Origin of the sequence: Escherichia sp. KTE96, assembly GCF_000408525.1 — a bacterium.
In the GTDB taxonomy this organism is placed as follows: domain Bacteria; phylum Pseudomonadota; class Gammaproteobacteria; order Enterobacterales; family Enterobacteriaceae; genus Escherichia; species Escherichia marmotae.
In genome coordinates this window covers 188,562-215,069 of the sequence record NZ_KE137147.1, presented here as the reverse complement: position 1 = coordinate 215,069, position 26,508 = coordinate 188,562, and the positions used below count along the sequence as shown (strand labels likewise).

The following is a 26,508-nucleotide window of genomic DNA, read 5'->3' as shown; positions in this document are numbered from 1 at the left end:
TCTCCTTCTGGTGTAATCTCGCACCATTCATTATTACTGAAGAATGAGCAAAGGGAGTTGGAATGCTTTTTAGCTTTTTTCGTAATTTGTGCCGTGTTCTGTACCGCGTTCGCGTGACAGGCGATACCCAGGCACTGAAGGGCGAGCGCGTTCTTATCACGCCCAATCACGTCTCATTTATTGATGGCATATTGCTGGCGCTGTTTTTACCCGTTCGCCCTGTTTTTGCCGTTTATACTTCCATTAGCCAGCAGTGGTATATGCGTTGGCTGAAATCATTTATCGACTTCGTTCCCCTCGATCCGACGCAACCCATGGCGATTAAACATCTGGTGCGTCTGGTGGAACAGGGCCGCCCGGTGGTGATTTTCCCTGAAGGGCGAATCACGACAACCGGTTCGTTGATGAAAATCTACGATGGCGCGGGGTTTGTCGCGGCGAAGTCAGGCGCGACGGTTGTTCCGCTGCGTATTGAAGGGGCGGAGCTTACGCACTTCAGCCGCCTGAAAGGGCTGGTTAAACGCCGCTTGTTCCCGACAATTCATCTGCATATTTTGCCGCCAACACAAGTGCAGATGCCAGATGCGCCGCGCGCGCGTGATCGTCGCAAAATTGCAGGCGAAATGCTGCATCAAATTATGATGGAAGCGCGTATGGCCGTGCGTCCACGTGAAACGCTGTACGAATCGCTGCTGAGCGCGATGTACCGTTTCGGGGCCGGAAAAAAGTGTGTTGAAGACGTCAACTTCACCCCGGATACCTATCGCAAATTACTCACTAAGACACTGTTTGTTGGGCGTATACTCGAAAAATACACTGCTGAAGGGGAAAGAATCGGCTTAATGCTGCCTAACGCAGGTATTAGCGCAGCAGTAATTTTCGGTGCTATCGCCCGTCGCCGTATCCCGGCAATGATGAACTACACCGCCGGGGTAAAAGGGCTGACCAGCGCCATTACCGCGGCTGAAATCAAAACCATTTTCACTTCCCGTCAGTTTCTCGATAAAGGCAAACTCTGGCATTTGCCGGAACAGCTTACCCAGGTACGCTGGGTCTATCTGGAAGATTTAAAAGCGGATGTCACTACCGCCGACAAAGTGTGGATCTTCGCGCATTTGCTGATGCCGCGCCTGGCACAGGTAAAACAGCAGCCGGAAGAAGAGGCGCTGATCCTGTTCACCTCCGGTTCAGAAGGCCATCCGAAAGGCGTGGTTCATAGCCATAAAAGCATTCTGGCGAATGTCGAGCAGATTAAAACTATTGCCGACTTCACCACCAATGATCGCTTTATGTCGGCATTGCCACTGTTCCACTCTTTTGGTCTGACTGTTGGCCTGTTTACGCCACTGCTGACTGGGGCGGAAGTGTTCCTTTATCCAAGCCCGTTGCACTATCGAATTGTGCCGGAACTGGTGTACGACCGCAGTTGCACCGTGCTTTTCGGCACCTCGACCTTCCTCGGTCACTACGCGCGCTTTGCCAACCCGTATGATTTCTATCGTCTACGCTATGTGGTGGCAGGCGCAGAAAAACTGCAAGAAAGCACCAAACAGCTTTGGCAGGATAAATTTGGCCTGCGCATTCTTGAAGGTTACGGCGTGACGGAATGTGCTCCGGTGGTGTCCATCAACGTACCGATGGCGGCGAAACCCGGTACGGTAGGGCGTATTTTGCCAGGTATGGATGCGCGACTGCTGGCGGTTCCGGGTATCGAAGACGGCGGTCGCCTGCAACTGAAGGGGCCGAACATTATGAACGGCTACCTGCGAGTGGAGAAGCCGGGCGTGCTGGAAGTACCTGCGGCCGAGAATATCCACGGCGAGATGGAGCGCGGCTGGTATGACACTGGCGATATTGTGCGTTTCGACGAGCAGGGATTTGTGCAGATTCAGGGGCGAGCGAAACGCTTTGCCAAAATTGCCGGGGAGATGGTGTCGCTGGAAATGGTTGAGCAACTGGCTATTGGTGTTTCACCAGACAAGATGCATGCCACCGCCATTAAGAGTGATGCCAGCAAAGGCGAGGCGTTGGTGCTCTTTACCACAGACAATGAATTGACTCGCGATAAGCTGCAACAATATGCCCGCGAGCACGGTGTGCCGGAACTTGCCGTACCGCGCGACATTCGCTATCTGAAGCAGATGCCATTACTGGGCAGCGGCAAACCTGACTTTGTCACGTTGAAAAGCTGGGTAGACGAAGCGGAAAAACACGATGAGTGAGTCAGTGCAAACTAACACTTCGCTATGGTCGAAAGGGATGAAAGCGGTTATCGTCGCGCAGTTTCTCTCTGCGTTTGGCGATAACGCGCTGCTGTTTGCCACTCTGGCGTTACTGAAAGCGCAGTTCTATCCGGAGTGGAGCCAGCCCATCCTGCAAATGGTGTTTGTAGGTGCTTACATTCTTTTTGCACCGTTTGTCGGTCAGGTTGCCGATAGTTTTGCCAAAGGTCGGGTGATGATGTTTGCCAACGGTCTTAAGCTGCTGGGTGCTGCCAGTATCTGCTTTGGCCTCAACCCCTTTCTCGGTTATACGCTGGTGGGCGTTGGTGCGGCAGCCTATTCACCAGCAAAATACGGCATTCTTGGTGAATTAACCACCGGCAGCAAGTTAGTGAAAGCTAACGGTTTAATGGAAGCTTCCACCATTGCGGCAATTTTGCTCGGTTCCGTAGCTGGTGGTGTGCTGGCTGACTGGCATGTTCTTGCTGCTCTGGCTGCTTGTGCTCTGGCTTATGCTGGCGCGGTCGCGGCAAATCTGTACATTCCGAAGCTGGTGGCGGCGCGTCCGGGACAGTCGTGGAATCTCATCAACATGACCCGTAGTTTCCTACTGGCCTGCACTTCACTGTGGTGCAATGGCGAAACGAGATTCTCGCTGGTAGGCACTAGTTTGTTCTGGGGAGCCGGCGTCACGCTGCGTTTCCTTTTAGTGCTGTGGGTGCCGGTGGCGCTGGGCATTACTGATAACGCCACACCAACCTACCTCAACGCGATGGTGGCGATCGGTATCGTGGTTGGCGCAGGCGCGGCAGCGAAGCTGGTTACGCTGGAAACCGTTTCACGCTGTATGCCTGCTGGAATTTTGATTGGCGTGGTGGTGCTGATTTTCTCCCTACAACACGATCTGCTGCCTGCCTATGCCTTGCTGATGTTGATTGGCATGTTGGGTGGTTTTTTTGTTGTACCGCTCAATGCGTTATTACAGGAGCGAGGCAAAAAAAGCGTCGGGGCGGGGAATGCCATTGCGGTACAGAACCTGGGCGAAAATAGTGCTATGTTGCTGATGCTGGGGATTTATTCACTGGCGGTAATGGTGGGAATTCCGGTTGTGCCCATTGGCATTGGTTTTGGTGCGCTGTTTGCGCTGGCAATAACGGCGCTGTGGATCTGGCAACGCCGTCATTAATCTTTTGCCAGATGGCACATTCAGCCATCTGGTGAAGGTCACATTCCCGAAGGGGGCATACCTTTCGGATACTTCACGCTGTAAGAGAATGGCAGACTCACGTTCTCTTTGCCCGACAGTTTCAGCGTCCAGGTCAGTTCACCCGTTTTCGCATCAAACTGCGCCTGCCCGTACTGCATTTTTTCTACCGTAATATCACTATTAGTACTGACTGGGATCTGGTCGAGCAGAGTGATATCCACCGCTTCGCCGTAGCTGTTCTTCACATTAAGGGTGTAACTGAAGTTACGTATTGCGCTGTCGTTAAAGATAGATAACGCATTCTCTTTTTTGAGAGCGGCTTTACGCTGAATAATCAACTTAGGATCGCGGTTAAGCTGAATATCCAGCGACTTGCCATCTTCCGGCGGCACTTTTATTGGTTAATGTGCTATTTGCCACTAATACCTTAATTTGAGCCGCAATATTGTTTTTCTCGGCGGTTAGTTTTGCCTGTTCCACCTTTGCTGCTTTTAACTGTTGCTGAATCTCTGACGGCAACGCATTCGGTTGTGTTTCCTGTAGCTCGATACGTGAGGAAAGCACCGTCACTCCGTTATCGATAGAGATGGCGATGCTGTCGTCAGTTACCGAATTGGCAATATGGGTGAAGATGATTTCGCTTTCACCTGCCGGTAAGTTGAGTGTCTCTTCACCTTGCAGGCTGGCACCATGCAGATAAACAGTGACGTCTTTAAGTGTTAGCGCTGGGTTAACTGCCCCCCCAGGCGGAGGACATACACCCGGTAAGTAACATGGCGAGGGGAAGAGGTTTGAAAATCAACATGGTTATCCTTAACAATGGGCACAGACATTGAAACGCGCTCTGGCGTTGACCAAAAGAGTCTATTGCGCTTTGTCAGGAAAGATGCGGCGAAAAGTAGTGAATATATTCTGAAAAGTGGAGAAAAGAGAAGCCTGGCGCATAACACCAGGCGAAAGGATCACGGTGCCGGATAAGTATAAACCTGATGTACCGCTTCAATTTCAGCCAATACGTCTTCGCTTAACTCCAGATGCAAACTTTCGACGTTGGTTTTTAACTGTTCCATCGTCGTTGCGCCCAGCAGAGTGCTGGCAACAAACGGTTGACGGCGTACAAAGGCCAGCGCCATCTGCGCAGGATCGAGACCATGACGTCTGGCGATATCAACATACGCCGCGACGGCTTTTTGCGTCTGCTCGCCGCTGTAGCGGGTGAAGCGACTAAAGAGTGTATTGCGTGCGCCAGCCGGTTTTGCACCATTGAGATATTTCCCGGTCAGCGTGCCGAAACCCAGACACGAATAGGCCAGTAACTCGACGCCTTCATACTGACTGACTTCCGCCAGACCCACTTCAAAGCTGCGGTTTAACAGACTATAGGGGTTCTGAATAGTGACGATGCGCGGCAGATCGTGTTTGTCTGCCAGATGCAGATAACGCATTACGCCAAATGCGGTTTCATTCGACACGCCGATATAACGAATTTTTCCCGCGCGTTGGTACTCCGCCAGTGCATCCAGCGTGTCGAGCAGAGAAATCGCAGGGGCAGAATCCGTCCAGCTATAACCGAGCTTGCCGAAGCAGTTAGTCGGGCGCTGTGGCCAGTGCACCTGATAAAGATCGAGATAATCCGTCTGCAAACGTTTGAGGCTGTCATGCAGGGCTTCGCGGATATTTTTTCTGTCCAGCGCCTGATCCGGGCGAATGCCCTTGTCATTATTGCGCGACGGTCCGCTCACTTTGGAGGCGATAATTAACTTTTCGCGGTTGCCATGTTTTGCCAACCAGTTACCGACATAGGTTTCGGTTAAACCCTGAGTTTCGGGGCGCGGCGGTACGGGGTACATTTCGGCAACGTCAATAAGATTAATGCCCTGAGCGACGGCATAGTCGAGTTGTGCGTGGGCGTCGGCTTCGCTGTTCTGTTCACCAAACGTCATCGTGCCAAGCCCCAGCGTGCTGACTTCCAGCGAGCTGTGGGGTATACGGTGATATTGCATAGCCGTTTCCTTTTTATAATCACGACATAAGGAATATAAAAATGGCAGAGGGAAGGGAAAAGGGAAAGCGAAAAATCTTAAGGCCAGCCGGATGCTGACCTTATTTTTTAACGTTCAATAATTTGCGAGACATCATCACGGTTAATTTGCATAGCGTTACCTTGCTGATCGTGATAACTCACAAGCCCGGTATCATCGTCAATTTCCGGTTTTCCATCCGTCAGGATCATTCGACCATCTTTAGTTGCCATCACATAATCACTGCTACAACCGGAAACAGCAAATGCCAGTCCGACTGCAGAGATTAATACTGCCCATTTTTTCATCCGGTTATCCTCATTAAGCCCATCAATGATAATAGTCTGTTTATAATCTGACGTTATACATCTTGAAAGCAGGAAAGTCTTAAACTGTGAGGATAAAGGGAAGGCATTCGCTCTCCCGCAGAAGAGCGAACGGAACATCAGAGTGGATTCTTTTTATTGCGAATCAGGTTGAGGCTTTCTACTGCAATGGAGAAGAACATTGCGAAGTAGATGTAACCTTTCGGTACGTGGATATCGAAACTTTCCAGAATCAGGGTAAAGCCCACCAGAATCAGGAAAGAGAGCGCCAACATTTTCACTGATGGATGGCGTTCAACAAAATCACCAATTGAACGTGCGGCGAACATCATCACGCCTACGGCAATCACTACGGCCGCCATCATAATAAACAGATGATCCGACAGACCCACGGCGGTAATGACCGAGTCGAGGCTGAAAATAATATCCAGCAGCATAATCTGCACGATAGCACCGAGGAATGAAGAAACGCGTGTTTTCAGCCCTTCTTCTTCGCCTTCGATAGACTCGTGGATCTCCTTACTGGCTTTCCAGATAAGGAACAGACCGCCCAGCAGCAGAATCAAATCACGAGCGGAAATTTCCTGACTGAAGATTGTAAAAAGCGGATTCGTCAGGCGAGTAACCCAGGCAATCGATGCCAGCAGCGCCAGACGCATAACCATGGCTCCAGCCAGCCCCAGACGCCGTGCATGACCACGCTGTGCGGTGGGCAACTTTGCGACCACCAGAGAAAGGAAAATAATATTATCGATCCCAAGAACGATTTCCAGCAGCGTCAGCGTACCGAGCGCAAGCCAGGCGTTAGGATCGGTTATCCATGCAAATAACATCTAAAAAGCCCTGCCAAAAAAAATGAAGCGGTAATTATATGCCCGGAATGCGGCAGGTCAAAGTGATGGCTACTGGATCAAAAAATGACGCGCCAGTAGCGCACTGGTGAAATTCTTCTTCAAATAAAAACCGCGTGGCAGCGTCAGAATCCGTTCGCCCCGGGTGCCAATGGCTTCGGTCAGAGCTTTCGCATTCGCTGCTTTCGGCCGTATTTGTAAATATTCCCCATGACGAGCGGTGATTCGCTCAACCTGACCGAGGACAATCATATCCATCAATTCTTCCCAGTCCTCGCGCAACTGCTGGTCTTCCTCTTCATTCGGGCTCCACAACAACGGTGACCCTACGCGACGTAGCGCCAGCGGGATGCTGCGCTCGCCTTCAACCGGTATCCACAGCACCCGTTTGAGTTTGTGGCGCACGTGGCTGGTTTCCCAGGTCACGCCGCTATTGCCGGTTAACGGTGCAACACAAACAAATGTCGTTTCCAGCGGACGTCCCAGACTATCCACAGGAATCGTTTTGAGTTCCACGCCTAAAGCAGCAAAATCTTGTTCAGGTTTACTGCCAGCGCTGGCTCCGAGCCAGATCTCCAGTAACACACCGATCCAACCCTTATCGCGTTTTAAATTCTCCGGTGTAACCAACCCGGCAAGCGCCGCCAGTTCACCTAGTGTGTAACCAGAAAGTTGCTGTGCTTGCGCCAGTAACTGCGCTTCAGTTTCGGGGGGAGAGAGCAATGGGCGAGGTTGGGACATGGCTTAACACCTTGGTTAAAAAACAAGCAGCTATTCTGTGCCGAATACTCAGAGTGTAACTTTTTCCACATGCGTTGTTCAATTCTATGATTTATCTTGTTTTTTAATCTACAGGCTACTGTGTTGCGCAACGTCCAGGTGGGTTTTCCAATTCTGGTCACTGAAAATAAACAGGATCTTACACCATGTTATCCACAGAAAGCTGGGATAACTGTGAAAAACCCTCACTACTGTTTCCATTTACAGCCTTGACGTGCGACGAAACTCTAATTTTTAGTGGTACGGTGCTTAACTTAGTGGCACATTCTGTGGATAAATACGACGTTGGTTGATCTTTCGCCAACGAGTAAATGAGTGGTGTTACCATGGTTACAAATATCTCTGTTTCATCACTCTTTATGTATATAATATACTGATTAATAAAAAATATTTTAAAGCGCGTTTATCCGGCTGATTCAGAGTGTTCTGGGTTTTCCCGTGGTAATTCCGTACTTCTTCACAACTCTATCCACAGAAAAGGTGAATAAAAACGGTTATCCGCCCCTTCCTCTGTTTATAACTCTGCACTTAACTGTGAGTTATTCAATTGTTATTAGTGTGTAATGCCCTGCAGAGAGTGGTTTACCGTCTTCCTGGAGTATGAAACAATCATTCGTATATAAAGCTTTATTTTGAGGTAGTCCGGTGATTGATGACGATGGCTACCGCCCAAACGTAGGTATCGTGATTTGTAATCGTCAGGGGCAAGTAATGTGGGCCCGGCGATTTGGTCAGCACTCCTGGCAGTTTCCGCAAGGCGGAATTAATCCCGGAGAATCCGCAGAACAGGCGATGTACCGTGAATTGTTTGAAGAAGTAGGATTAAGCCGTAAAGACGTTCGAATCCTTGCTTCAACACGTAACTGGTTGCGCTACAAATTACCGAAACGTTTGGTGCGTTGGGACACGAAGCCGGTTTGTATCGGCCAAAAACAAAAATGGTTTCTCTTGCAGTTGGTGAGCGGCGATGCGGAAATCAATATGCAAACCAGCAGTACACCAGAGTTTGACGGCTGGCGATGGGTAAGTTACTGGTATCCGGTCAGACAGGTGGTGTCATTTAAACGTGATGTCTACCGTAGGGTAATGAAAGAGTTCGCGAGTGTTGTGATGGCGCTTCAGGAAAATACGCCTAAACCACAAAACGCATCAGCTTATCGACGTAAAAGAGGTTAAGTCACGCCAATTATGCTCACTCGCCTGCGCGAAATAGTCGAAAAGGTAGCCAGCGCACCACGCCTGAACGAGGCGTTAAATATTCTGGTTACCGACATCTGTCTTGCGATGGATACTGAGGTCTGTTCGGTCTACCTGGCCGATCACGACCGACGTTGTTACTACCTGATGGCGACCCGGGGATTAAAAAAACCACGTGGTCGCACTGTAACGCTTGCGTTTGATGAAGGGATCGTCGGTCTGGTTGGCAGGCTGGCGGAACCGATAAACCTTGCGGATGCGCAAAAACACCCCAGCTTCAAATATATCCCCTCCGTAAAAGAAGAGCGTTTCCGTGCGTTTTTAGGCGTGCCGATTATTCAACGTCGCCAGTTGCTTGGTGTACTGGTGGTGCAGCAACGCGAACTGCGGCAGTACAACGAAAGCGAAGAATCCTTCCTGGTGACGCTCGCCACCCAGATGGCCGCCATTCTATCCCAGTCGCAGTTGACTGCGTTGTTCGGGCAATATCGCCAGACGAGAATCCGCGCATTACCGGCCGCGCCCGGTGTAGCGATTGCCGAAGGTTGGCAGGATGCAACGTTACCCTTAATGGAACAGGTGTATCAGGCATCAACGCTGGATCCGGCGCTGGAACGTGAGCGACTGACCGGGGCGCTGGAAGAGGCGGCCAATGAGTTTCGCCGTTACAGCAAACGCTTTGCCGCCGGGGCGCAAAAAGAAACGGCGGCTATTTTCGATCTTTACTCACACTTGCTTTCCGATACGCGTCTGCGTCGCGAACTGTTTGCTGAAGTGGATAAAGGTTCGGTCGCAGAGTGGGCGGTGAAAACGGTCATTGAAAAATTTGCCGAACAGTTCGCCACACTAAGCGATAGCTATCTCAAAGAACGAGCGGGCGATCTACGCGCGCTGGGTCAGCGATTACTGTTTCATCTTGATGATGCCAATCAGGGGGCGAACGCCTGGCCGGAACGTTTCATTCTGGTGGCAGATGAACTGTCAGCGACTACCCTTGCGGAACTGCCTCAGGATCGCTTAGTCGGCGTTGTCGTGCGCGATGGTGCTGCCAACTCCCACGCCGCGATCATGGTGCGTGCACTGGGGATCCCCACCGTGATGGGCGCGGACATTCAGCCTTCGGTGCTGCATCGTCGGACGTTGATCGTTGACGGTTATCGTGGGGAATTGCTGGTCGACCCGGAGCCGGTGCTGCTGCATGAATATCAGCGGCTGATTAGCGAAGAGATTGAGCTTAGCCGTCTGGCAGAAGATGATGTCAATTTACCCGCGCAGCTAAAAAGCGGCGAGCGCATAAAAGTTATGCTCAATGCGGGGTTAAGTCCGGAACATGAAGAAAAATTAGGCAGCCGCATTGATGGCATCGGACTCTATCGCACTGAAATTCCCTTTATGCTGCAAAGCGGCTTCCCGTCGGAAGAAGAACAGGTGGCGCAGTATCAGGGCATGTTGCAAATGTTTAATGATAAGCCCGTCACGCTGCGCACGCTGGATGTCGGTGCTGATAAGCAACTGCCTTACATGCCTATCAGCGAAGAGAATCCATGTCTTGGTTGGCGTGGGATCCGCATTACGCTCGATCAGCCGGAGATCTTTTTGATTCAGGTACGGGCGATGTTGCGTGCTAACGCCGCCACGGGCAACCTGAACATCCTGTTGCCGATGGTCACAAGTCTCGATGAAGTTGACGAAGCACGCCGCCTGATCGAGCGTGCCGGACGTGAAGTCGAAGAAATGATTGGTTACGCAATTCCTAAACCGCGTATCGGTATCATGCTGGAAGTGCCATCGATGGTATTTATGTTGCCGCATCTGGCAAACCGGGTCGATTTTATCTCGGTAGGCACCAATGATCTGACCCAGTACATTCTGGCTGTCGATCGCAACAACACGCGGGTGGCAAACATTTATGACAGTCTTCATCCTGCAATGCTTCGAGCCCTGGCGATGATCGCCCGGGAAGCGGAAGCGCAGGGGATCGACTTACGTTTGTGCGGTGAAATGGCGGGCGATCCCATGTGTGTGGCGATCCTCATTGGGCTTGGGTATCGCCATCTATCTATGAACGGACGCTCTGTCGCGCGCGTAAAATACTTGCTGCGGCGCATTGATTTTGCCGAAGCAGAAAATCTTGCTCAGCGCAGTCTGGAAGCGCAACTGGCGACTGAAGTTCGTCATCAGGTTGCGGCATTTATGGAGCGTCGCGGCATGGGTGGGCTGATTCGCGGAGGATTATAGCGCGGTTCCTATACATATCTTTTAACGGTATCCGGCAACCAGCCTGGTCCCCTTGTGCTATTATTCGCACCTTTGGAGCGCCTGAAACCTGCGGCGCGCATTTCAATCGCTGTTCTCTTTCAGCGAAATAACAAGAACTTGTGGTGACAGATGACCAGTAGCTATCTGCATTTTCCGGAATTTGATCCGGTCATTTTCTCAATAGGACCCGTTGCGCTTCACTGGTACGGCCTGATGTATCTGGTGGGGTTCATTTTTGCAATGTGGCTGGCGGGGCGTCGGGCGAATCGTCCGGGCAGTGGCTGGACCAAAAATGAAGTTGAAAACTTACTCTATGCGGGCTTCCTCGGTGTCTTCCTGGGCGGACGTATTGGTTATGTTCTGTTCTACAACTTCCCGCAGTTTATGGCCGATCCGCTGTATCTGTTCCGCGTCTGGGACGGCGGCATGTCCTTCCACGGCGGCCTGATTGGCGTTATCGTGGTGATGATTATCTTCGCCCGCCGTACCAAACGCTCCTTCTTCCAGGTCTCTGATTTTATTGCACCGCTCATTCCGTTTGGTCTTGGTGCCGGGCGTCTGGGCAACTTTATTAACGGTGAACTGTGGGGCCGCGTTGACCCGAACTTCCCGTTTGCCATGTTGTTCCCTGGCTCCCGTACCGAAGACATTCTGCTGCTGCAAAACAACCCACAGTGGCAATCCATTTTCGACACTTACGGTGTGCTGCCGCGCCACCCGTCACAGTTGTACGAACTGCTGCTGGAAGGTGTGGTGCTGTTTATCATCCTTAACCTCTACATTCGTAAACCGCGCCCAATGGGGGCTGTCTCAGGCTTGTTCCTGATTGGCTATGGCGCGTTTCGCATCATTGTTGAGTTTTTCCGCCAGCCCGACGCGCAGTTTACCGGTGCCTGGGTGCAGTACATCAGCATGGGGCAAATTCTTTCCATCCCGATGATTGTCGCGGGTGTGATCATGATGGTCTGGGCATATCGTCGCAGCCCACAGCAACACGTTTCCTGAGGAACCATGAAACAGTATTTAGAACTGATGCAAAAAGTGCTCGACGAAGGCACACAGAAAAACGACCGTACCGGAACCGGAACGCTTTCCATTTTTGGTCATCAGATGCGTTTTAACCTGCAGGATGGATTCCCACTGGTGACAACCAAGCGTTGCCACCTGCGTTCCATCATCCATGAGCTGCTATGGTTCCTGCAGGGCGATACCAACATTGCTTATCTGCATGAAAACAATGTCACTATCTGGGACGAATGGGCCGATGAAAATGGCGATCTCGGCCCAGTGTATGGCAAACAGTGGCGCGCATGGCCAACGCCAGATGGTCGTCATATTGATCAAATCACCACGGTATTGAATCAATTGAAAAACGACCCGGACTCCCGCCGCATTATTGTTTCGGCGTGGAACGTGGGCGAACTGGATAAAATGGCGCTGGCTCCGTGCCATGCGTTCTTCCAGTTTTATGTGGCAGACGGCGAGCTTTCTTGCCAGCTTTATCAACGCTCCTGTGACGTCTTCCTCGGCCTGCCGTTTAACATCGCCAGCTACGCACTACTGGTGCATATGATGGCGCAGCAGTGCGATCTGGAAGTGGGTGATTTTGTCTGGACCGGTGGCGACACGCACCTGTACAGCAACCATATGGATCAAACCCATCTACAATTAAGCCGCGAGCCGCGTCCGCTGCCGAAGCTGATTATCAAACGTAAACCAGAATCCATCTTCGACTACCGTTTCGAAGATTTTGAGATTGAAGGCTACGATCCGCATCCGGGCATTAAGGCTCCGGTTGCTATCTGATTTACGAAACATCCTGCCAGAGCCGACGCCAGTGTGCGTCGGTTTTTTTTACCCTCTGTTAAATTCTTCGAGACGCCTTCCCGAAATTTTGCAACGCCCTGCAACAACGTAAATAGTGCGGAAGACGCGCCGAGAAAATAGAAACAGGGCCTCGCCTTTTTTTCTCCTCGTCGCATACTGCCGACATGAAAACACAACGTGGTTATACGCTGATTGAAACACTGGTTGCGATGCTGATTTTAGTCATGTTAAGCGCAACTGGACTCTATGGCTGGCAATACTGGCAGCAGTCGCAACGGCTATGGCAAACCGCCAGCCAGGCGCGGGATTATTTGCTCTATTTACGTGAGGATGCCAACTGGCATAACCGCGACCACAGTATCAGCGTCATCAGGGAGGGAACGTCATGGTGTCTTGTAAGTGCCGCCGCAGGGACGAATACCTGTCATGGCCATTCACCGTTGGTCTTTGTGTCACGCTGGCCCGAAGTCGAAATGAGTGACCTGACCCCTTCGCTTACGTTCTTTGGCCTGCGCAATACCGCATGGGCCGGGCATATTCACTTCAAAAACTCAGCGGGCGAGTGGTGGCTGGTGATTTCACCGTGGGGAAGACTCCGGCTTTGTCAGCAAGGAGAAACACAAGGATGTCTGTAAAAGAACAAGGATTTTCGCTGCTGGAAGTGCTGATTGCTATGGCTATCAGTAGCGTATTGCTGCTGGGGGCTGCGCGGTTTCTGCCAGCATTACAGCGGGAAAGCTTGATTACAACGCGCAAGCTGGCACTGGAAGATGAGATCTGGCTGCGGGTCTACACCGTCGCGAAGCATCTTCAAAGGGCTGGTTATTGTCATGGTAACTGCACTGGTGAAGGGCTGGAAATTGTCGGGCAGGATGACTGCATCATTGTGCAGTGGGACGCGAACAGTAACGGTATCTGGGATCGTGAGCCGGTAAAAGAGTCCGACCAGATTGGATTTCGTTTGAAAGAGCATGTGCTGGAAACGTTACGTGGTGCCGCATCCTGTGAAGGTAAAGGCTGGGATAAAGTCACCAACCCGGACGCCGTCATTATCGACACTTTTCAGGTCCTGCGTCAGGATGTCAGCGGATTCTCGCCGGTATTAACGGTTAGTATGCGCGGTACCAGTAAGGCTGAACCACAAACCGTGGTGGATGCCAGCTATAGCGTAACAGGATTCAACCTGTGAACCGTGAACGGGGCGTTTCATCGCTGGCACTGGTCCTGATGTTGCTGGTATTGGGCAGCTTGCTGCTACAAGGAATGAGCCAACAGGAGCGCAGTTTTGCTTCTCGGGTGACTATGGAAAGCCAGTCATTGCGTCGTCAGGCAATTATACAGTCGGCGCTGGAATGGGGAAAAATGCACACCTGGCAGACGCAACCCGTAGTTCAGTGCTCACAGTTCGCTGCAACCGGTGCCCGAGTTTGTCTGCGTTTACTGGCTGATAGTGAAATCTTGCTGATTGCCAGTTATGAAGGTGTTTCATTATGGCGAACAGGCGAAGTGAACGATGGAAATATTGCTTTTTCGCCACACGGCTGGAGTGATTTTTGTCCGCAGAAAGAGGTGGCGTTATGTCAGCTTCCCTGAAGAATCAACAAGGCTTTAGTCTACCGGAAGTGATGCTGGCGATGGTGCTGATGGTGATGATTGTCACTGCGTTATCCGGTTTCCAGCGAACATTAATGAACAGTCTTACCAGCAGAGGCCAGTACCAACAGCTCTGGCGGCATGGCTGGCAGCAAACGCAACTGCGCGCGATTTCGCCACCTGCCAACTGGCAGGTCAACCGAATGCAGACATCGCAGGCGGGATGTGTCAGCATCAGCGTTACGTTAGTTTCACCCGGGGGCAGAGAAGGCGAGATGACCCGCCTGCATTGCCCGAATCGTCAGTAGTCAGGAGCCGCTATGTTAAGGGTCTACCATTCCAATCGTCTGGACGTGCTGGAAGCGTTGATGGAGTTTATCGTCGAACGCGAGCGGCTGGACGATCCTTTCGAGCCAGAGATGATTCTGGTGCAAAGTACCGGTATGGCACAGTGGCTGCAAATGACCCTGTCGCAGAAGTTCGGTATTGCGGCAAACATTGATTTCCCGCTCCCTGCGAGTTTTATCTGGGATATGTTCGTCCGCGTATTGCCGGAGATCCCCAAAGAGAGTGCCTTTAACAAGCAGAGCATGAGCTGGAAACTGATGACTCTGCTGCCGCAACTGTTGGATTGCGAAGATTTTACCCTGTTGCGCCATTACCTGACTGACGATAGTGACAAGCGGAAACTGTTTCAGCTTTCCTCAAAAGCGGCGGACCTGTTTGACCAGTATCTGGTCTATCGCCCGGACTGGCTGGCTCAGTGGGAAGCGGGACATCTGGTTGAAGGGCTGGGAGAAGCGCAGGCCTGGCAAGCTCCATTGTGGAAGGCGCTGGTAGAATATACTGACGAGCTGGGGCAACCTCGTTGGCACCGTGCCAATCTCTATCAACGCTTTATCGAAACGCTGGAGTCTGCAACGACCTGCCCGCCAGGGCTACCTTCGCGCGTATTTATCTGCGGTATTTCCGCATTACCGCCAGTTTATCTACAGGCGTTACAGGCGCTGGGTAAACATATTGAAATCCATCTTCTGTTTACCAACCCTTGCCGTTATTACTGGGGCGATATTAAAGATCCTGCGTATCTGGCGAAACTGCTAACCCGCCAGCGTCGGCACAGCTTTGAAGATCGCGAATTGCCGCTATTTCGCGATAGCGAAAATGCCGGGCAGTTGTTTAACAGCGACGGCGAACAGGATATTGGCAACCCTCTGCTGGCCTCATGGGGCAAGCTGGGGCGAGACTACATCTATCTGCTTGCTGATCTCCAGAGCAGTCAGGAACTGGATGCCTTTGTCGATGTTACTCCAGACAGCCTGCTGCATAACATTCAGTCCGACATTCTGGAACTGGAAAACCGCGCCGTCGCAGGCGTGAACCTTGAAGAGTTTTCCCGCAGCGATAACAAACGGCAGCTCGATCCGCAGGATAACAGCGTCACCTTCCATGTTTGCCATAGCCCGCAGCGCGAAGTTGAAGTCTTGCACGATCGATTGCTGGCGATGCTGGAAGAAGATCCGACACTCACTCCGCGCGATATCATCGTGATGGTGGCTGACATCGATAGCTACAGTCCGTTTATTCAGGCGGTGTTTGGTAGTGCTCCGGCGGATCGTTATCTGCCTTACGCCATTTCCGACCGTCGGGCGCGACAGTCGCATCCGGTACTGGAAGCATTTATCAGCCTGTTATCGTTGCCTGACAGCCGCTTTGTATCGGAGGACGTTTTGGCGCTGCTGGACGTACCGGTGCTGGCGGCGCGGTTTGATATCACCGAAGAAGGGCTGCGTTATTTACGCCAGTGGGTCAATGAATCCGGCATTCGCTGGGGGATTGATGACGACAACGTTCGCGAGCTGGAACTTCCCGCCACCGGGCAACACACCTGGCAATTTGGCCTGACGCGTATGTTGCTGGGCTACGCGATGGAGAGTGCTCAGGGAGAATGGCAATCTGTTCTTCCTTATGATGAGTCGAGCGGCTTAATTGCAGAGCTGGTGGGGCATCTGGCGTCACTGCTGATGCAGATCAACATCTGGCGTCGCGGGTTGGCACAGGAGCGACCGCTGGAAGAGTGGCTGCCGGTATGCCGCGACATGCTCAATGCTTTCTTCCTGCCGGATGCGGAAACCGAAGCGGCGATGACGCTTATTGAGCAACAGTGGCTGGCTATCATCGCAGAAGGGCTGGGAGCGCAGTATGGCGACGTGGTGCCGCTGTCACTGTTACGTGATGAACTGGCACAACGTCTGGATCAAGAACGTATCAGCCAGCGTTTTCTTGCCGGTCCGGTCAATATTTGTACCCTGATGCCAATGCGTTCCATCCCGTTCAAAGTAGTTTGCCTGCTGGGAATGAACGATGGTGTTTACCCGCGCCAGCTCGCGCCGCTGGGTTTTGATTTAATGAGCCAGAAACCAAAGCGTGGCGACCGCAGTCGTCGCGATGACGACCGCTATCTGTTCCTGGAGGCGTTAATTTCCGCGCAGCAAAAACTCTATATCAGCTATATTGGGCGCTCCATTCAGGATAACAGCGAACGTTTCCCGTCGGTTTTGGTGCAGGAACTGATCGACTACATCGGGCAAAGCCATTATCTGCCGGGCGATGAAGCGCTTAACTGCGATGAAAGTGAGGCGAGGGTGAAAGCGCATCTTACTTGCCTCCATACCCGGATGCCGTTTGATCCGCAAAACTACCAACCCGGTGAGCGACAAAGCTATGCGCGCGAGTGGCTACCGGCAGCCAGCCAGGCAGGCAAGGCGCACTCTGAATTTGTTCAGCCACTGCCGTTTACCTTGCCGGAAACTGTGCCGCTGGAGACGCTACAACGATTCTGGTCACATCCGGTGCGAGCATTTTTCCAGATGCGCTTGCAGGTGAACTTCCGCACCGAAGACAGCGAAATCCCCGACACCGAGCCATTTATTCTGGAGGGACTTAGCCGTTATCAGATCAACCAGCAGCTATTAAATGCATTGGTCGAGCAGGATGATGCCGAACGTTTGTTCCGCCGGTTCCGGGCGGCAGGTGATTTGCCGTATGGCGCATTTGGTGAAATTTTCTGGGAAACGCAGTGCCAGGAGATGCAGCAACTTGCCGACAGAGTCATTGCCTGTCGGCAACCGGGGCAGAGTTTAGAAATCGATCTCACCTGCAATGGCGTGCAAATTACGGGCTGGTTGCCGCAGGTCCAGCCGGATGGTCTGTTGCGCTGGCGTCCCTCTTTGCTCAGTGTGGCACAGGGAATGCAACTTTGGCTGGAACACCTTGTCTACTGTGCCAGCGGTGGTAACGGTGAGAGTCGCCTTTTCCTGCGTAAATACGGTGAGTGGCGTTTTCCGCCGCTTGCAGCCGAACAGGCTTTACATTACCTCTCACAACTGGTTGAAGGGTATCGTGAAGGAATGTCCGCGCCGTTACTGGTGTTACCTGAAAGTGGCGGCGCGTGGCTAAAAACCTGTTATGACGCTGAACACGATGTCATGCTGGATGACGAGTCCACTGTGCAAAAAGCCCGTACGAAATTCCTTCAGGCTTACGAAGGCAACATGATGGTGCGTGGAGAAGGTGACGATATCTGGTATCAGAGGCTCTGGCGGCAATTAACGCCAGAGACAATGGAAGCCATCGTTGAGCAGTCGCAACGTTTCCTGTTACCGCTGTTTCGTTTTAATCAGTCATGAGTGCTGTATAAAAATTGCGCAATCCATTTGCTTACTTTATGATGCGCACCAGTCACGGACTGATGGTTATATAGACATAGGCTGACTTGTTCAGCGCGAGATTAAATTCTGCCGGATGATTTACGTTAACGTGTTGAATCTGGCTGAAAAATAAAGTTGATAATGAGGTCCGTGAATGCCCCGCAGCACCTGGTTCAAAGCAGTACTGTTGTTTGTTGCCCTTTGGGCACCCTTAAGTCAGGCAGAAACGGGATGGCAGCCGATTCAGGAAACCATCCGTAAAAGTGATAAAGATAACCGTCAGTATCAGGCTGTGCGTCTGGATAACGGCATGGTGGTATTGTTGGTTTCTGACCCGCAGGCGGTAAAATCCCTTTCTGCACTGGTGGTGCCCGTTGGATCGCTGGAAGATCCCGAGGCTTATCAGGGGCTGGCACATTATCTTGAACATATGAGCCTGATGGGGTCGAAAAAGTACCCGCAGGCTGACAGTCTGGCCGAATACCTCAAAATGCACGGTGGCAGTCATAACGCCAGCACGGCACCGTATCGCACCGCTTTCTATCTGGAAGTGGAAAATGACGCCTTACCAGGGGCGGTAGACCGCCTGGCGGACGCCATTGCGGAACCTTTACTCGACAAGAAATATGCCGAACGTGAGCGTAATGCAGTGAACGCCGAATTAACTATGGCGCGCACGCGTGACGGGATGCGTATGGCGCAGGTCAGCGCAGAAACCATTAACCCGGCCCACCCTGGTGCAAAGTTTTCTGGTGGCAACCTGGAAACCTTAAGCGACAAACCCGGTAATCCGGTGCAGCAGGCGCTGAAAAATTTCCATGAGAAATATTACTCCGCCAATCTGATGAAGGCTGTTATCTACAGTAACAAACCGCTGCAGGAGCTGGCGAAGATGGCGGCGGACACCTTCGGTCGAGTGCCGAACAAAGAGAGCAAAAAACCGGAAATCACCGTGCCGGTAGTCACCGATGCACAAAAGGGCATTATCATTCATTACGTCCCGGCGTTGCCGCGTAAAGTGCTGCGTGTCGAGTTTCGCATCGATAACAATTCGGCGGAGTTCCGTAGTAAAACTGATGAGTTAATTACCTATCTGATTGGCAATCGCAGCCCAGGAACGCTTTCTGACTGGTTGCAAAAACAGGGATTAGTTGAGGGCATTAGCGCCAACTCCGATCCTATCGTCAATGGCAACAGTGGCGTGTTAGCGATCTCTGCGTCCTTAACCGATAAAGGTCTGGCTAATCGCGATCAGGTTGTAGCGGCTATTTTCAGCTACCTCAATCTGTTACGCGAAAAAGGGATTGATAAACAGTATTTCGATGAACTGGCGAATGTGCTGGATATCGATTTCCGTTATCCGTCAATCACTCGTGATATGGATTACGTCGAGTGGCTGGCAGATACCATGATTCGCGTTCCCGTTGAGCATACGCTGGACGCGGTCAATATAGCCGATCAGTATGATGCTAAAGCAGTAAAAGAACGTCTGGCGATGATGACGCCGCAAAACGCGCGTATCTGGTATATCAGCCCGAAAGAGCCACACAATAAAATGGCTTACTTTGTCGATGCGCCGTATCAGGTCGATAAAATCAGCGAGCAAACTTTCGCTGACTGGCAGAAAAAAGCTGCCGACATAGCGCTCTCCCTGCCGGAGCTTAATCCCTATATTCCTGACGATTTCTCGCTGATTAAATCAGAGAAGAAATACGACCATCCAGAGCTGATTGTTGATGAATCCAATTTGCGTGTGGTGTATGCGCCGAGTCGCTATTTTGCCAGCGAACCAAAAGCCGATGTCAGCCTGATTTTGCGTAACCCGAAAGCGATGGACAGCGCCCGTAACCAGGTGATGTTTGCGCTCAATGATTATCTCGCAGGGTTGGCGCTTGATCAGTTAAGCAACCAGGCGTCGGTTGGCGGCATTAGTTTTTCCACCAATGCTAACAACGGCCTTATGGTTAATGCTAATGGTTACACTCAGCGTCTGCCGCAACTTTTTCAGGCTCTGCTGGAGGGCTACTTTAGCTATACCGCTACACCAGAGCAGCTTGAACAGGCGAAATCCTGGTATAACCAGATGATGGATTCCGCAGAAAAAGGCAAAGCGTTTGAGCAGGCGATTATGCCCGCGCAGATGCTCTCGCAGATGCCGTACTTCTCGCGAGATGAGCGCCGTAAAATTTTGCCCACTATCACCCTGAAAGAGGTGATGGCCTATCGCGACGCCTTAAAATCCGGGGCACGACCAGAGTTCATGGTTATCGGCAACATGACCGAAGCCCAGGCAACAACGCTGGCGCGCGATGTGCAAAAACAGTTAGGGGCTGATGGCTCAGAGTGGTGTCGTAACAAAGATGTCCTGGTCGATAAAAAACAGTCCGTCATTTTTGAAAAAGCCGGTAACAGTACCGACTCCGCACTGGCAGCAGTATTTGTACCGACTGGCTACGATGAATACACCAGTTCAGCCTACAGTTCTCTGTTGGCGCAGATTGTACAACCGTGGTTCTACAATCAGTTGCGTACTGAAGAGCAGTTGGGGTACGCCGTGTTCGCGTTCCCAATGAGCGTGGGACGTCAGTGGGGCATGGGCTTCTTACTGCAAAGTAATGATAAACAGCCTTCGTACCTGTGGGATCGTTACAAGGCCTTTTTCCCAACGGCTGAGGCGAAACTGCGCGCGATGAAGCCAGAAGAGTTCGCGCAAATCCAGCAGGCGGTTATCAGCCAGATGCTACAGGCACCGCAAACGCTGGGCGAAGAAGCATCGAAGTTAAGTAAAGATTTCGATCGCGGCAATATGCGCTTTGATTCGCGTGATAAAATCGTGGCACAGATAAAACTGCTGACGCCGCAAAAACTTGCCGATTTCTTCCATCAGGCAGTGGTCGAGCCGCAAGGCATGGCTATCCTGTCGCAGATTTCCGGCAGCCAGAATGGGAAAGCTGAATATGTGCATCCTGAAGGCTGGAAAGTGTGGGAGAACGTCAGCGCGTTGCAGCAAACAATGCCCCTGATGAGTGAAAAGAATGAGTGATGTCGCTGAGACACTAGATCCTTTGCGCTTGCCCTTACTGGGTGAGCGCCTGATTGAAGCCTCTGCCGGCACAGGCAAAACCTTTACGATAGCAGCGCTCTATTTGCGCCTGTTACTTGGACTAGGTGGTTCTGCTGCCTTTCCCCGCCCGTTGACCGTTGAAGAACTGCTGGTGGTGACCTTTACCGAGGCTGCCACCGCAGAGTTGCGCGGTCGTATCCGTAGCAATATTCATGAGTTGCGCATCGCCTGTCTACGTGAAACCACCGACAACCCTCTGTATGCGCGCCTGCTGGAAGAGATTGACGATAAAGCGCAGGCCGCGCAGTGGCTGCTGTTAGCCGAACGACAGATGGATGAAGCGGCAGTTTTTACCATTCACGGTTTTTGTCAGCGAATGCTCAACCTGAATGCTTTTGAATCTGGTATGTTGTTTGAGCAGCAACTGATTGAAGATGAATCGCTACTGCGCTACCAGGCCTGCGCCGATTTCTGGCGTCGCCACTGCTATCCTCTGCCGCGTGAAATTGCTCAGGTGGTCTTTGAAACATGGAAAGGGCCGCAGGCGTTGCTGCGCGATATTAATCGATATCTGCAAGGGGAAGCGCCAGTTATTAAAGCGCCGCCGCCCGATGATGAAACGCTGGCTTCCCGCCACGCGCAAATTGTGGCGCGTATCGATACCGTAAAACAGCAGTGGCGTGATGCGGTAGGTGAACTGGATGCGCTAATCGAATCTTCAGGTATTGATCGACGCAAGTTTAACCGTAGCAATCAGGCTAAATGGATTGACAAGATTAGCGCCTGGGCAGAAGAAGAGACCAACAGTTATCAGTTGCCGGAGTCGCTGGAAAAATTCTCTCAGCGTTTCTTAGAAGATCGCACAAAAGCAGGGGGCGAGACACCGCGCCATCCGCTGTTTGAGGCGATCGATCAATTACTTGCCGAACCATTATCGATCCGCGATCTGGTGATCACTCGCGCATTAGCTGAGATCCGTGAAACGGTAGCGCGTGAAAAACGCCGCCGTGGCGAACTGGGTTTTGACGACATGTTAAGTCGGCTGGATTCCGCGTTGTGTAGCGAAAGCGGAGAGGCGCTGGCGACGGCGATCCGCACGCGATTCCCGGTGGCAATGATCGACGAGTTTCAGGATACCGACCCTCAGCAGTACCGGATTTTCCGCCACATCTGGCACCATCAGCCGGAAACCGCATTGTTACTGATTGGTGATCCGAAACAGGCTATTTATGCGTTCCGTGGTGCGGATATCTTCACCTACATGAAGGCGCGTAGCGAAGTTCACGCTCATTACACGTTGGATACCAACTGGCGTTCCGCACCAGGAATGGTGAACAGTGTGAACACGCTTTTTAGCCAGACTGATGACGCTTTTATGTTTCGCGAAATACCGTTTATTCCTGTGAAATCAGCCGGGAAAAATCAGGCGCTGCGTTTCGTATTTAAAGGTGAAACGCAGCCTTCGATGAAAATGTGGCTGATGGAAGGCGAAAGCTGCGGCGTTGGCGATTATCAAAGTACCATGGCGCAGGTATGCGCCGCGCAAATCCGCGACTGGCTGCAGGCCGGGCAGCGCGGAGACGCGTTGTTGATGAATGGCGATGACGCGCGTCCGGTGCGTGCTTCAGACATCAGTGTGTTGGTGCGCAGCCGCCAGGAGGCCGCCCAGATACGTGATGCCTTAACGCTGCTGGAAATCCCTTCCGTTTACCTTTCGAACCGCGACAGTGTTTTTGAAACTCTGGAAGCGCAGGAGATGCTTTGGCTGTTGCAGGCAGTGATGACGCCTGAACGTGAAAATACTCTGCGTAGCGCGCTGGCAACGTCAATGATGGGGCTGAACGCGCTGGATATCGAAATGCTGAATAATGACGAACATGCCTGGGATGCAGTCGTTGAAGAGTTCGATGGTTATCGACAAATCTGGCGAAAACGCGGCGTTATGCCAATGCTGCGGGCGCTGATGTCGGCGCGCAACATTGCAGAAAACCTGCTGGCAACGGCGGGTGGTGAGCGGCGTCTTACAGATATTTTACATATCAGTGAATTACTTCAGGAAGCGGGAACGCAGCTTGAAAGTGAACATGCGCTGGTACGCTGGTTATCACAGCATATCCTCGAGCCAGACAGTAACGCGTCCAGCCAGCAAATGCGCCTCGAAAGTGACAAACATCTGGTGCAGATTGTTACGATCCACAAGTCGAAAGGACTGGAGTATCCGCTAGTCTGGTTGCCATTTATTACCAATTTCCGCGTCCAGGATCAGGCGTTCTATCACGATCGTCACTCATTTGAGGCTGTTCTGGATCTTAACGCTGCGCCAGAAAGCGTCGATCTCGCTGAGGCCGAACGTCTGGCGGAAGATCTGCGTTTGCTTTATGTGGCGCTGACGCGTTCGGTCTGGCATTGCAGTCTTGGCGTCGCACCACTGGTGCGCCGTCGAGGCGATAAAAAAGGTGACACCGACGTCCATCAAAGTGCGCTCGGACGCTTGCTGCAAAAAGGGGAACCAAAGGATGCGGCAGGACTTCGCGCCTGTATTGAAGCATTGTGCGATGAGGATATTGCCTGGCAAACGGCACAAACCGGTGATAATCAGCCCTGGCAGGTTAATGATGTTTCTACAGCAGAACTGAATGCGAAGACGTTACAACGTTTACCTGGCGATAACTGGCGGGTCACCAGCTACTCTGGTTTGCAGCAGCGTGGTCACGGTATCGCTCAGGATTTGATGCCACGGCTGGATGTTGACGCCGCAGGTGTGGTCAGCGTCGTTGAAGAACCGACGTTAACACCGCATCAGTTTCCGCGCGGAGCGTCACCGGGGACGTTCTTGCACAGTTTGTTTGAGGATCTGGATTTTACCCAGCCGGTTGAGCCTGACTGGGTGCGGGAAAAACTGGAACTTGGTGGTTTTGAAGCGCATTGGGAACCGGTGTTGACCGAGTGGATCATGGCTGTTCTCCAGGCACCGCTCAATGAAACGGGAGTCAGCCTGAGTCAGCTTTCCGCCCGCGATAAACAGGTGGAGATGGAGTTTTATCTGCCAATTAGTGAACCGCTCGTCGCCAGCCAACTTGATGCGCTAATCCGCCAGTTTGACCCGCTTTCTGCTGGCTGCCCGTCGCTGGAGTTCATGCAGGTGCGTGGCATGTTAAAAGGCTTTATCGACCTGGTGTTTCGCCACGAAGGGCGTTATTACCTGCTCGACTATAAATCCAACTGGCTGGGTGAAAACAGCTCAGCATACACCCAACAGGCTATGGCAGCGGCGATGCAAGCACACCGCTATGATCTGCAATATCAGCTTTATACCCTGGCATTGCATCGTTATCTGCGCCATCGCATTGCTGATTACGACTATGAGCGCCACTTTGGCGGCGTTATCTATCTGTTCCTGCGCGGCGTTGATAAAGAGCATCCGCAACAAGGGATTTACGCGACCCGCCCCGATGCCGGGTTGATTGCCCTGATGGATGAGATGTTTGCTGGTATGACCCTGGAGGAGGCGTAATGAAATTGCAAAAGCAATTACTGGAAGCTGTGGAGCACAAACAGCTACGCCCGCTGGACGTGCAGTTTGCCCTGACCGTGGCGGGTGATGAACATCCCGCCGTCACCCTTGCGGCGGCACTGTTAAGTTATGATGCCGGGGAAGGACATGTCTGTTTGCCGCTTTCACGGCTGGAGAACAACGAAGCCTCGCACCCGCTCCTGGCGACCTGCGTCAGTGAAATCGGTGAGCTACAAAACTGGGAAGAGTGTCTGCTGGCTTCACATGCGGTCAGCCGGGGAGATGAACCTACACCAATGATCCTTTGTGGCGATCGTCTCTATCTCAACCGCATGTGGTGTAACGAGCGCACGGTGGCGCGCTTTTTCAATGAAGTGAATCATGCCATTGAGGTTGATGAAGCTCTACTGGCGCAAACCCTGGACCAACTTTTTCCAGTAAGCGATGACATTAACTGGCAAAAAGTGGCGGCAGCGGTGGCGCTGACGAGGCGGATCTCGGTGATTTCCGGTGGCCCCGGCACCGGTAAAACGACCACCGTGGCGAAGTTGCTGGCAGCGTTAATTCAGATGGCCGACGGTGAACGTTGTCGCATCCGTTTGGCTGCGCCGACGGGGAAAGCCGCCGCGCGCTTAACCGAATCACTTGGCAAAGCTTTGCGCCAGTTACCGCTGACGGATGAACAAAAGAAACGTATTCCGGAAGATGCCAGCACTATGCACCGCTTGCTGGGCGCGCAGCCGGGCAGTCAGCGTTTACGCCATCATGCGGGTAACCCATTGCATCTTGATGTGTTGGTGGTCGATGAAGCGTCAATGATCGATCTGCCCATGATGTCACGATTGATCGACGCATTGCCCGATCATGCCAGAGTGATCTTTCTTGGCGACCGTGATCAACTGGCCTCTGTTGAGGCTGGGGCTGTTCTTGGCGATATTTGCGCTTATGCCAATGCGGGCTTTACCGCAGAACGAGCGGAGCAGCTAAGTCGCCTGACGGGGAGCTACGTTCCTGCGGGCAGTGGCACAGAGGCGGCATCTTTGCGCGATAGTCTCTGCCTTTTGCAAAAAAGTTACCGTTTCGGCAGCGATTCTGGCATTGGTCAGCTCGCGGCGGCTATCAATCGCGGCGATAAAACGGCAGTAAAAACCGTTTTTCAGCAGGATTTTACTGATATCGAAAAACGGATTTTACAGAGTGGCGAAGATTATATTGCGATGCTTGAGGAAGCTCTTGCGGGTTACGGACGCTATCTGGATCTGCTGCAAGCGCGTGCCGAGCCGGATTTAATTATTCAGGCATTCAATGAATACCAGCTTTTGTGCGCCTTGCGGGAAGGGCCGTTTGGCGTAGCCGGGTTGAATGAGCGAATTGAGCAGTTTATGCAACAGAAGCGCAAAATCCATCGCCATCCGCACTCGCGTTGGTACGAAGGCAGGCCGGTGATGATTGCCCGCAATGACAGCGCCCTTGGGTTGTTTAATGGTGATATTGGTATTGCACTGGATCGCGGGCAAGGAACGCGCGTCTGGTTTGCAATGCCGGACGGTAATATCAAGTCAGTGCAACCAAGTCGTTTACCGGAACACGAAACCACGTGGGCGATGACGGTACATAAATCGCAGGGGTCTGAGTTCGACCATGCGGCGTTGATTTTGCCGAGCCAGCGCACGCCGGTCGTGACGCGAGAGCTGGTTTACACCGCAGTGACCCGTGCGCGTCGCCGTTTATCGTTGTATGCCGATGAGCGCATATTAAGTGCGGCAATCGCCACACGTACCGAGCGGCGTAGCGGACTGGCAGCGTTATTTAGTTCGCGGGGATAAACGCGAATGCCTGATGCGACGCATGCGCGTCTTATTATGCCCCCGGGCATTGCGCATATCGCATCTGGCGATTTCAACCACTTACCCTAAATCCGCCATCAACGTCTTCGA

General features: G+C 52.2%; 21 protein-coding genes. 15 read left to right on the top strand and 6 right to left on the bottom strand.

The annotated features are described in order from the left end of the window. Nucleotides 1–62 precede the first annotated feature (62 nt). Both aas and lplT read left to right on the top strand, forming a co-directional pair. Nucleotides 63–2,222, top strand: coding sequence for a bifunctional acyl-ACP--phospholipid O-acyltransferase/long-chain-fatty-acid--ACP ligase (gene aas / locus A1WG_RS17145; RefSeq protein ID WP_001516995.1), 2,160 nt, complete (start codon nucleotides 63–65; stop codon nucleotides 2,220–2,222). Further along, the gene (gene lplT / locus A1WG_RS17150; protein ID WP_001516994.1) at nucleotides 2,215–3,408 is read left to right on the top strand and encodes a lysophospholipid transporter LplT; all 1,194 of its coding nucleotides are present in this window, start codon (nucleotides 2,215–2,217) and stop codon (nucleotides 3,406–3,408) included. Before aas ends, lplT begins: the two co-directional genes overlap by 8 nt. 38 nt (nucleotides 3,409–3,446) lie before the next feature. Here the strand turns inward: lplT and A1WG_RS25075 are convergent, their stop codons facing one another. The 6 genes from A1WG_RS25075 to mutH all read right to left on the bottom strand — a co-directional run bounded on the left by A1WG_RS25075 (nucleotide 3,447) and on the right by mutH (nucleotide 7,368). After that, nucleotides 3,447–3,821: a DUF4139 domain-containing protein gene (locus A1WG_RS25075; RefSeq protein ID WP_001516993.1), complete on the bottom strand. Its 375-nt coding sequence runs from the start codon at nucleotides 3,819–3,821 to the stop codon at nucleotides 3,447–3,449. Beyond that, nucleotides 3,781–4,110 (bottom strand): DUF4140 domain-containing protein, encoded by a 330-nt coding sequence (locus tag A1WG_RS25070; RefSeq protein ID WP_233432068.1) that lies wholly within the window; start codon nucleotides 4,108–4,110, stop codon nucleotides 3,781–3,783. The genes A1WG_RS25075 and A1WG_RS25070 overlap by 41 nt, the downstream gene beginning before the upstream one ends. A 281-nt stretch (nucleotides 4,111–4,391) precedes the next feature. Further along, on the bottom strand, nucleotides 4,392–5,432 hold the full coding sequence (locus tag A1WG_RS17160) for an NADP(H)-dependent aldo-keto reductase (RefSeq protein ID WP_001516991.1): 1,041 nt from the start codon (nucleotides 5,430–5,432) through the stop codon (nucleotides 4,392–4,394). Between the two features lie 107 nt (nucleotides 5,433–5,539). Beyond that, nucleotides 5,540–5,758 carry a lipoprotein YgdR gene (ygdR, locus tag A1WG_RS17165; RefSeq protein WP_000758660.1) on the bottom strand — a complete coding sequence of 73 codons (219 nt, stop codon included), beginning with the start codon at nucleotides 5,756–5,758 and terminating at the stop codon, nucleotides 5,540–5,542. A gap of 137 nt (nucleotides 5,759–5,895) precedes the next feature. Continuing rightward, nucleotides 5,896–6,609 carry a TerC family protein gene (locus A1WG_RS17170; RefSeq protein ID WP_000895631.1) on the bottom strand — a complete coding sequence of 238 codons (714 nt, stop codon included), beginning with the start codon at nucleotides 6,607–6,609 and terminating at the stop codon, nucleotides 5,896–5,898. Nucleotides 6,610–6,678: 69 nt separating this feature from the next. Continuing rightward, nucleotides 6,679–7,368 (bottom strand): DNA mismatch repair endonuclease MutH, encoded by a 690-nt coding sequence (gene mutH / locus A1WG_RS17175; protein WP_000082178.1) that lies wholly within the window; start codon nucleotides 7,366–7,368, stop codon nucleotides 6,679–6,681. Nucleotides 7,369–7,553: 185 nt separating this feature from the next. On the opposite strand from mutH, the gene A1WG_RS25245 reads away from it, so the two are divergent. The 13 genes from A1WG_RS25245 to recD all read left to right on the top strand — a co-directional run bounded on the left by A1WG_RS25245 (nucleotide 7,554) and on the right by recD (nucleotide 26,397). Continuing rightward, nucleotides 7,554–7,700, top strand: coding sequence for a hypothetical protein (locus A1WG_RS25245; RefSeq protein WP_001516990.1), 147 nt, complete (start codon nucleotides 7,554–7,556; stop codon nucleotides 7,698–7,700). Between the two features lie 352 nt (nucleotides 7,701–8,052). After that, a complete protein-coding gene (gene rppH / locus A1WG_RS17180; protein ID WP_000564487.1) occupies nucleotides 8,053–8,583 on the top strand; it encodes an RNA pyrophosphohydrolase in 531 nt (176 codons plus the stop codon). A 12-nt stretch (nucleotides 8,584–8,595) separates the two neighbouring features. Continuing rightward, the gene (ptsP, locus tag A1WG_RS17185; protein ID WP_000957931.1) at nucleotides 8,596–10,842 is read left to right on the top strand and encodes a phosphoenolpyruvate--protein phosphotransferase; all 2,247 of its coding nucleotides are present in this window, start codon (nucleotides 8,596–8,598) and stop codon (nucleotides 10,840–10,842) included. Between the two features lie 150 nt (nucleotides 10,843–10,992). Next, a complete protein-coding gene (lgt, locus tag A1WG_RS17190) occupies nucleotides 10,993–11,868 on the top strand; it encodes a prolipoprotein diacylglyceryl transferase (RefSeq protein WP_000204650.1) in 876 nt (291 codons plus the stop codon). Between the two features lie 6 nt (nucleotides 11,869–11,874). Next, entirely contained in the window at nucleotides 11,875–12,669 is a 795-nt protein-coding gene (thyA, locus tag A1WG_RS17195; RefSeq protein ID WP_001516989.1) for a thymidylate synthase, read from the top strand. A gap of 185 nt (nucleotides 12,670–12,854) precedes the next feature. Next, entirely contained in the window at nucleotides 12,855–13,325 is a 471-nt protein-coding gene (locus A1WG_RS17200) for a prepilin peptidase-dependent protein (RefSeq protein WP_016242540.1), read from the top strand. Beyond that, nucleotides 13,316–13,879 carry a prepilin peptidase-dependent protein gene (locus tag A1WG_RS17205; protein ID WP_001516988.1) on the top strand — a complete coding sequence of 188 codons (564 nt, stop codon included), beginning with the start codon at nucleotides 13,316–13,318 and terminating at the stop codon, nucleotides 13,877–13,879. The genes A1WG_RS17200 and A1WG_RS17205 overlap by 10 nt, the downstream gene beginning before the upstream one ends. Beyond that, the gene (locus A1WG_RS17210) at nucleotides 13,876–14,283 is read left to right on the top strand and encodes a DUF2509 family protein (RefSeq protein WP_001516987.1); all 408 of its coding nucleotides are present in this window, start codon (nucleotides 13,876–13,878) and stop codon (nucleotides 14,281–14,283) included. Before A1WG_RS17205 ends, A1WG_RS17210 begins: the two co-directional genes overlap by 4 nt. Continuing rightward, entirely contained in the window at nucleotides 14,268–14,591 is a 324-nt protein-coding gene (locus A1WG_RS17215; RefSeq protein ID WP_001276464.1) for a prepilin-type N-terminal cleavage/methylation domain-containing protein, read from the top strand. Before A1WG_RS17210 ends, A1WG_RS17215 begins: the two co-directional genes overlap by 16 nt. A gap of 12 nt (nucleotides 14,592–14,603) precedes the next feature. Then, on the top strand, nucleotides 14,604–17,972 hold the full coding sequence (gene recC / locus A1WG_RS17220) for an exodeoxyribonuclease V subunit gamma (RefSeq protein WP_001516986.1): 3,369 nt from the start codon (nucleotides 14,604–14,606) through the stop codon (nucleotides 17,970–17,972). Between the two features lie 175 nt (nucleotides 17,973–18,147). Then, a complete protein-coding gene (gene ptrA / locus A1WG_RS17225) occupies nucleotides 18,148–21,036 on the top strand; it encodes a pitrilysin (RefSeq protein WP_016242539.1) in 2,889 nt (962 codons plus the stop codon). Further along, a complete protein-coding gene (gene recB, locus A1WG_RS17230; protein WP_001516984.1) occupies nucleotides 21,029–24,571 on the top strand; it encodes an exodeoxyribonuclease V subunit beta in 3,543 nt (1,180 codons plus the stop codon). Before ptrA ends, recB begins: the two co-directional genes overlap by 8 nt. Then, nucleotides 24,571–26,397, top strand: a complete 1,827-nt coding sequence (recD, locus tag A1WG_RS17235) for an exodeoxyribonuclease V subunit alpha (protein ID WP_001516983.1) — start codon at nucleotides 24,571–24,573, stop codon at nucleotides 26,395–26,397. The genes recB and recD overlap by 1 nt, the downstream gene beginning before the upstream one ends. Nucleotides 26,398–26,508: the final 111 nt, after the last annotated feature.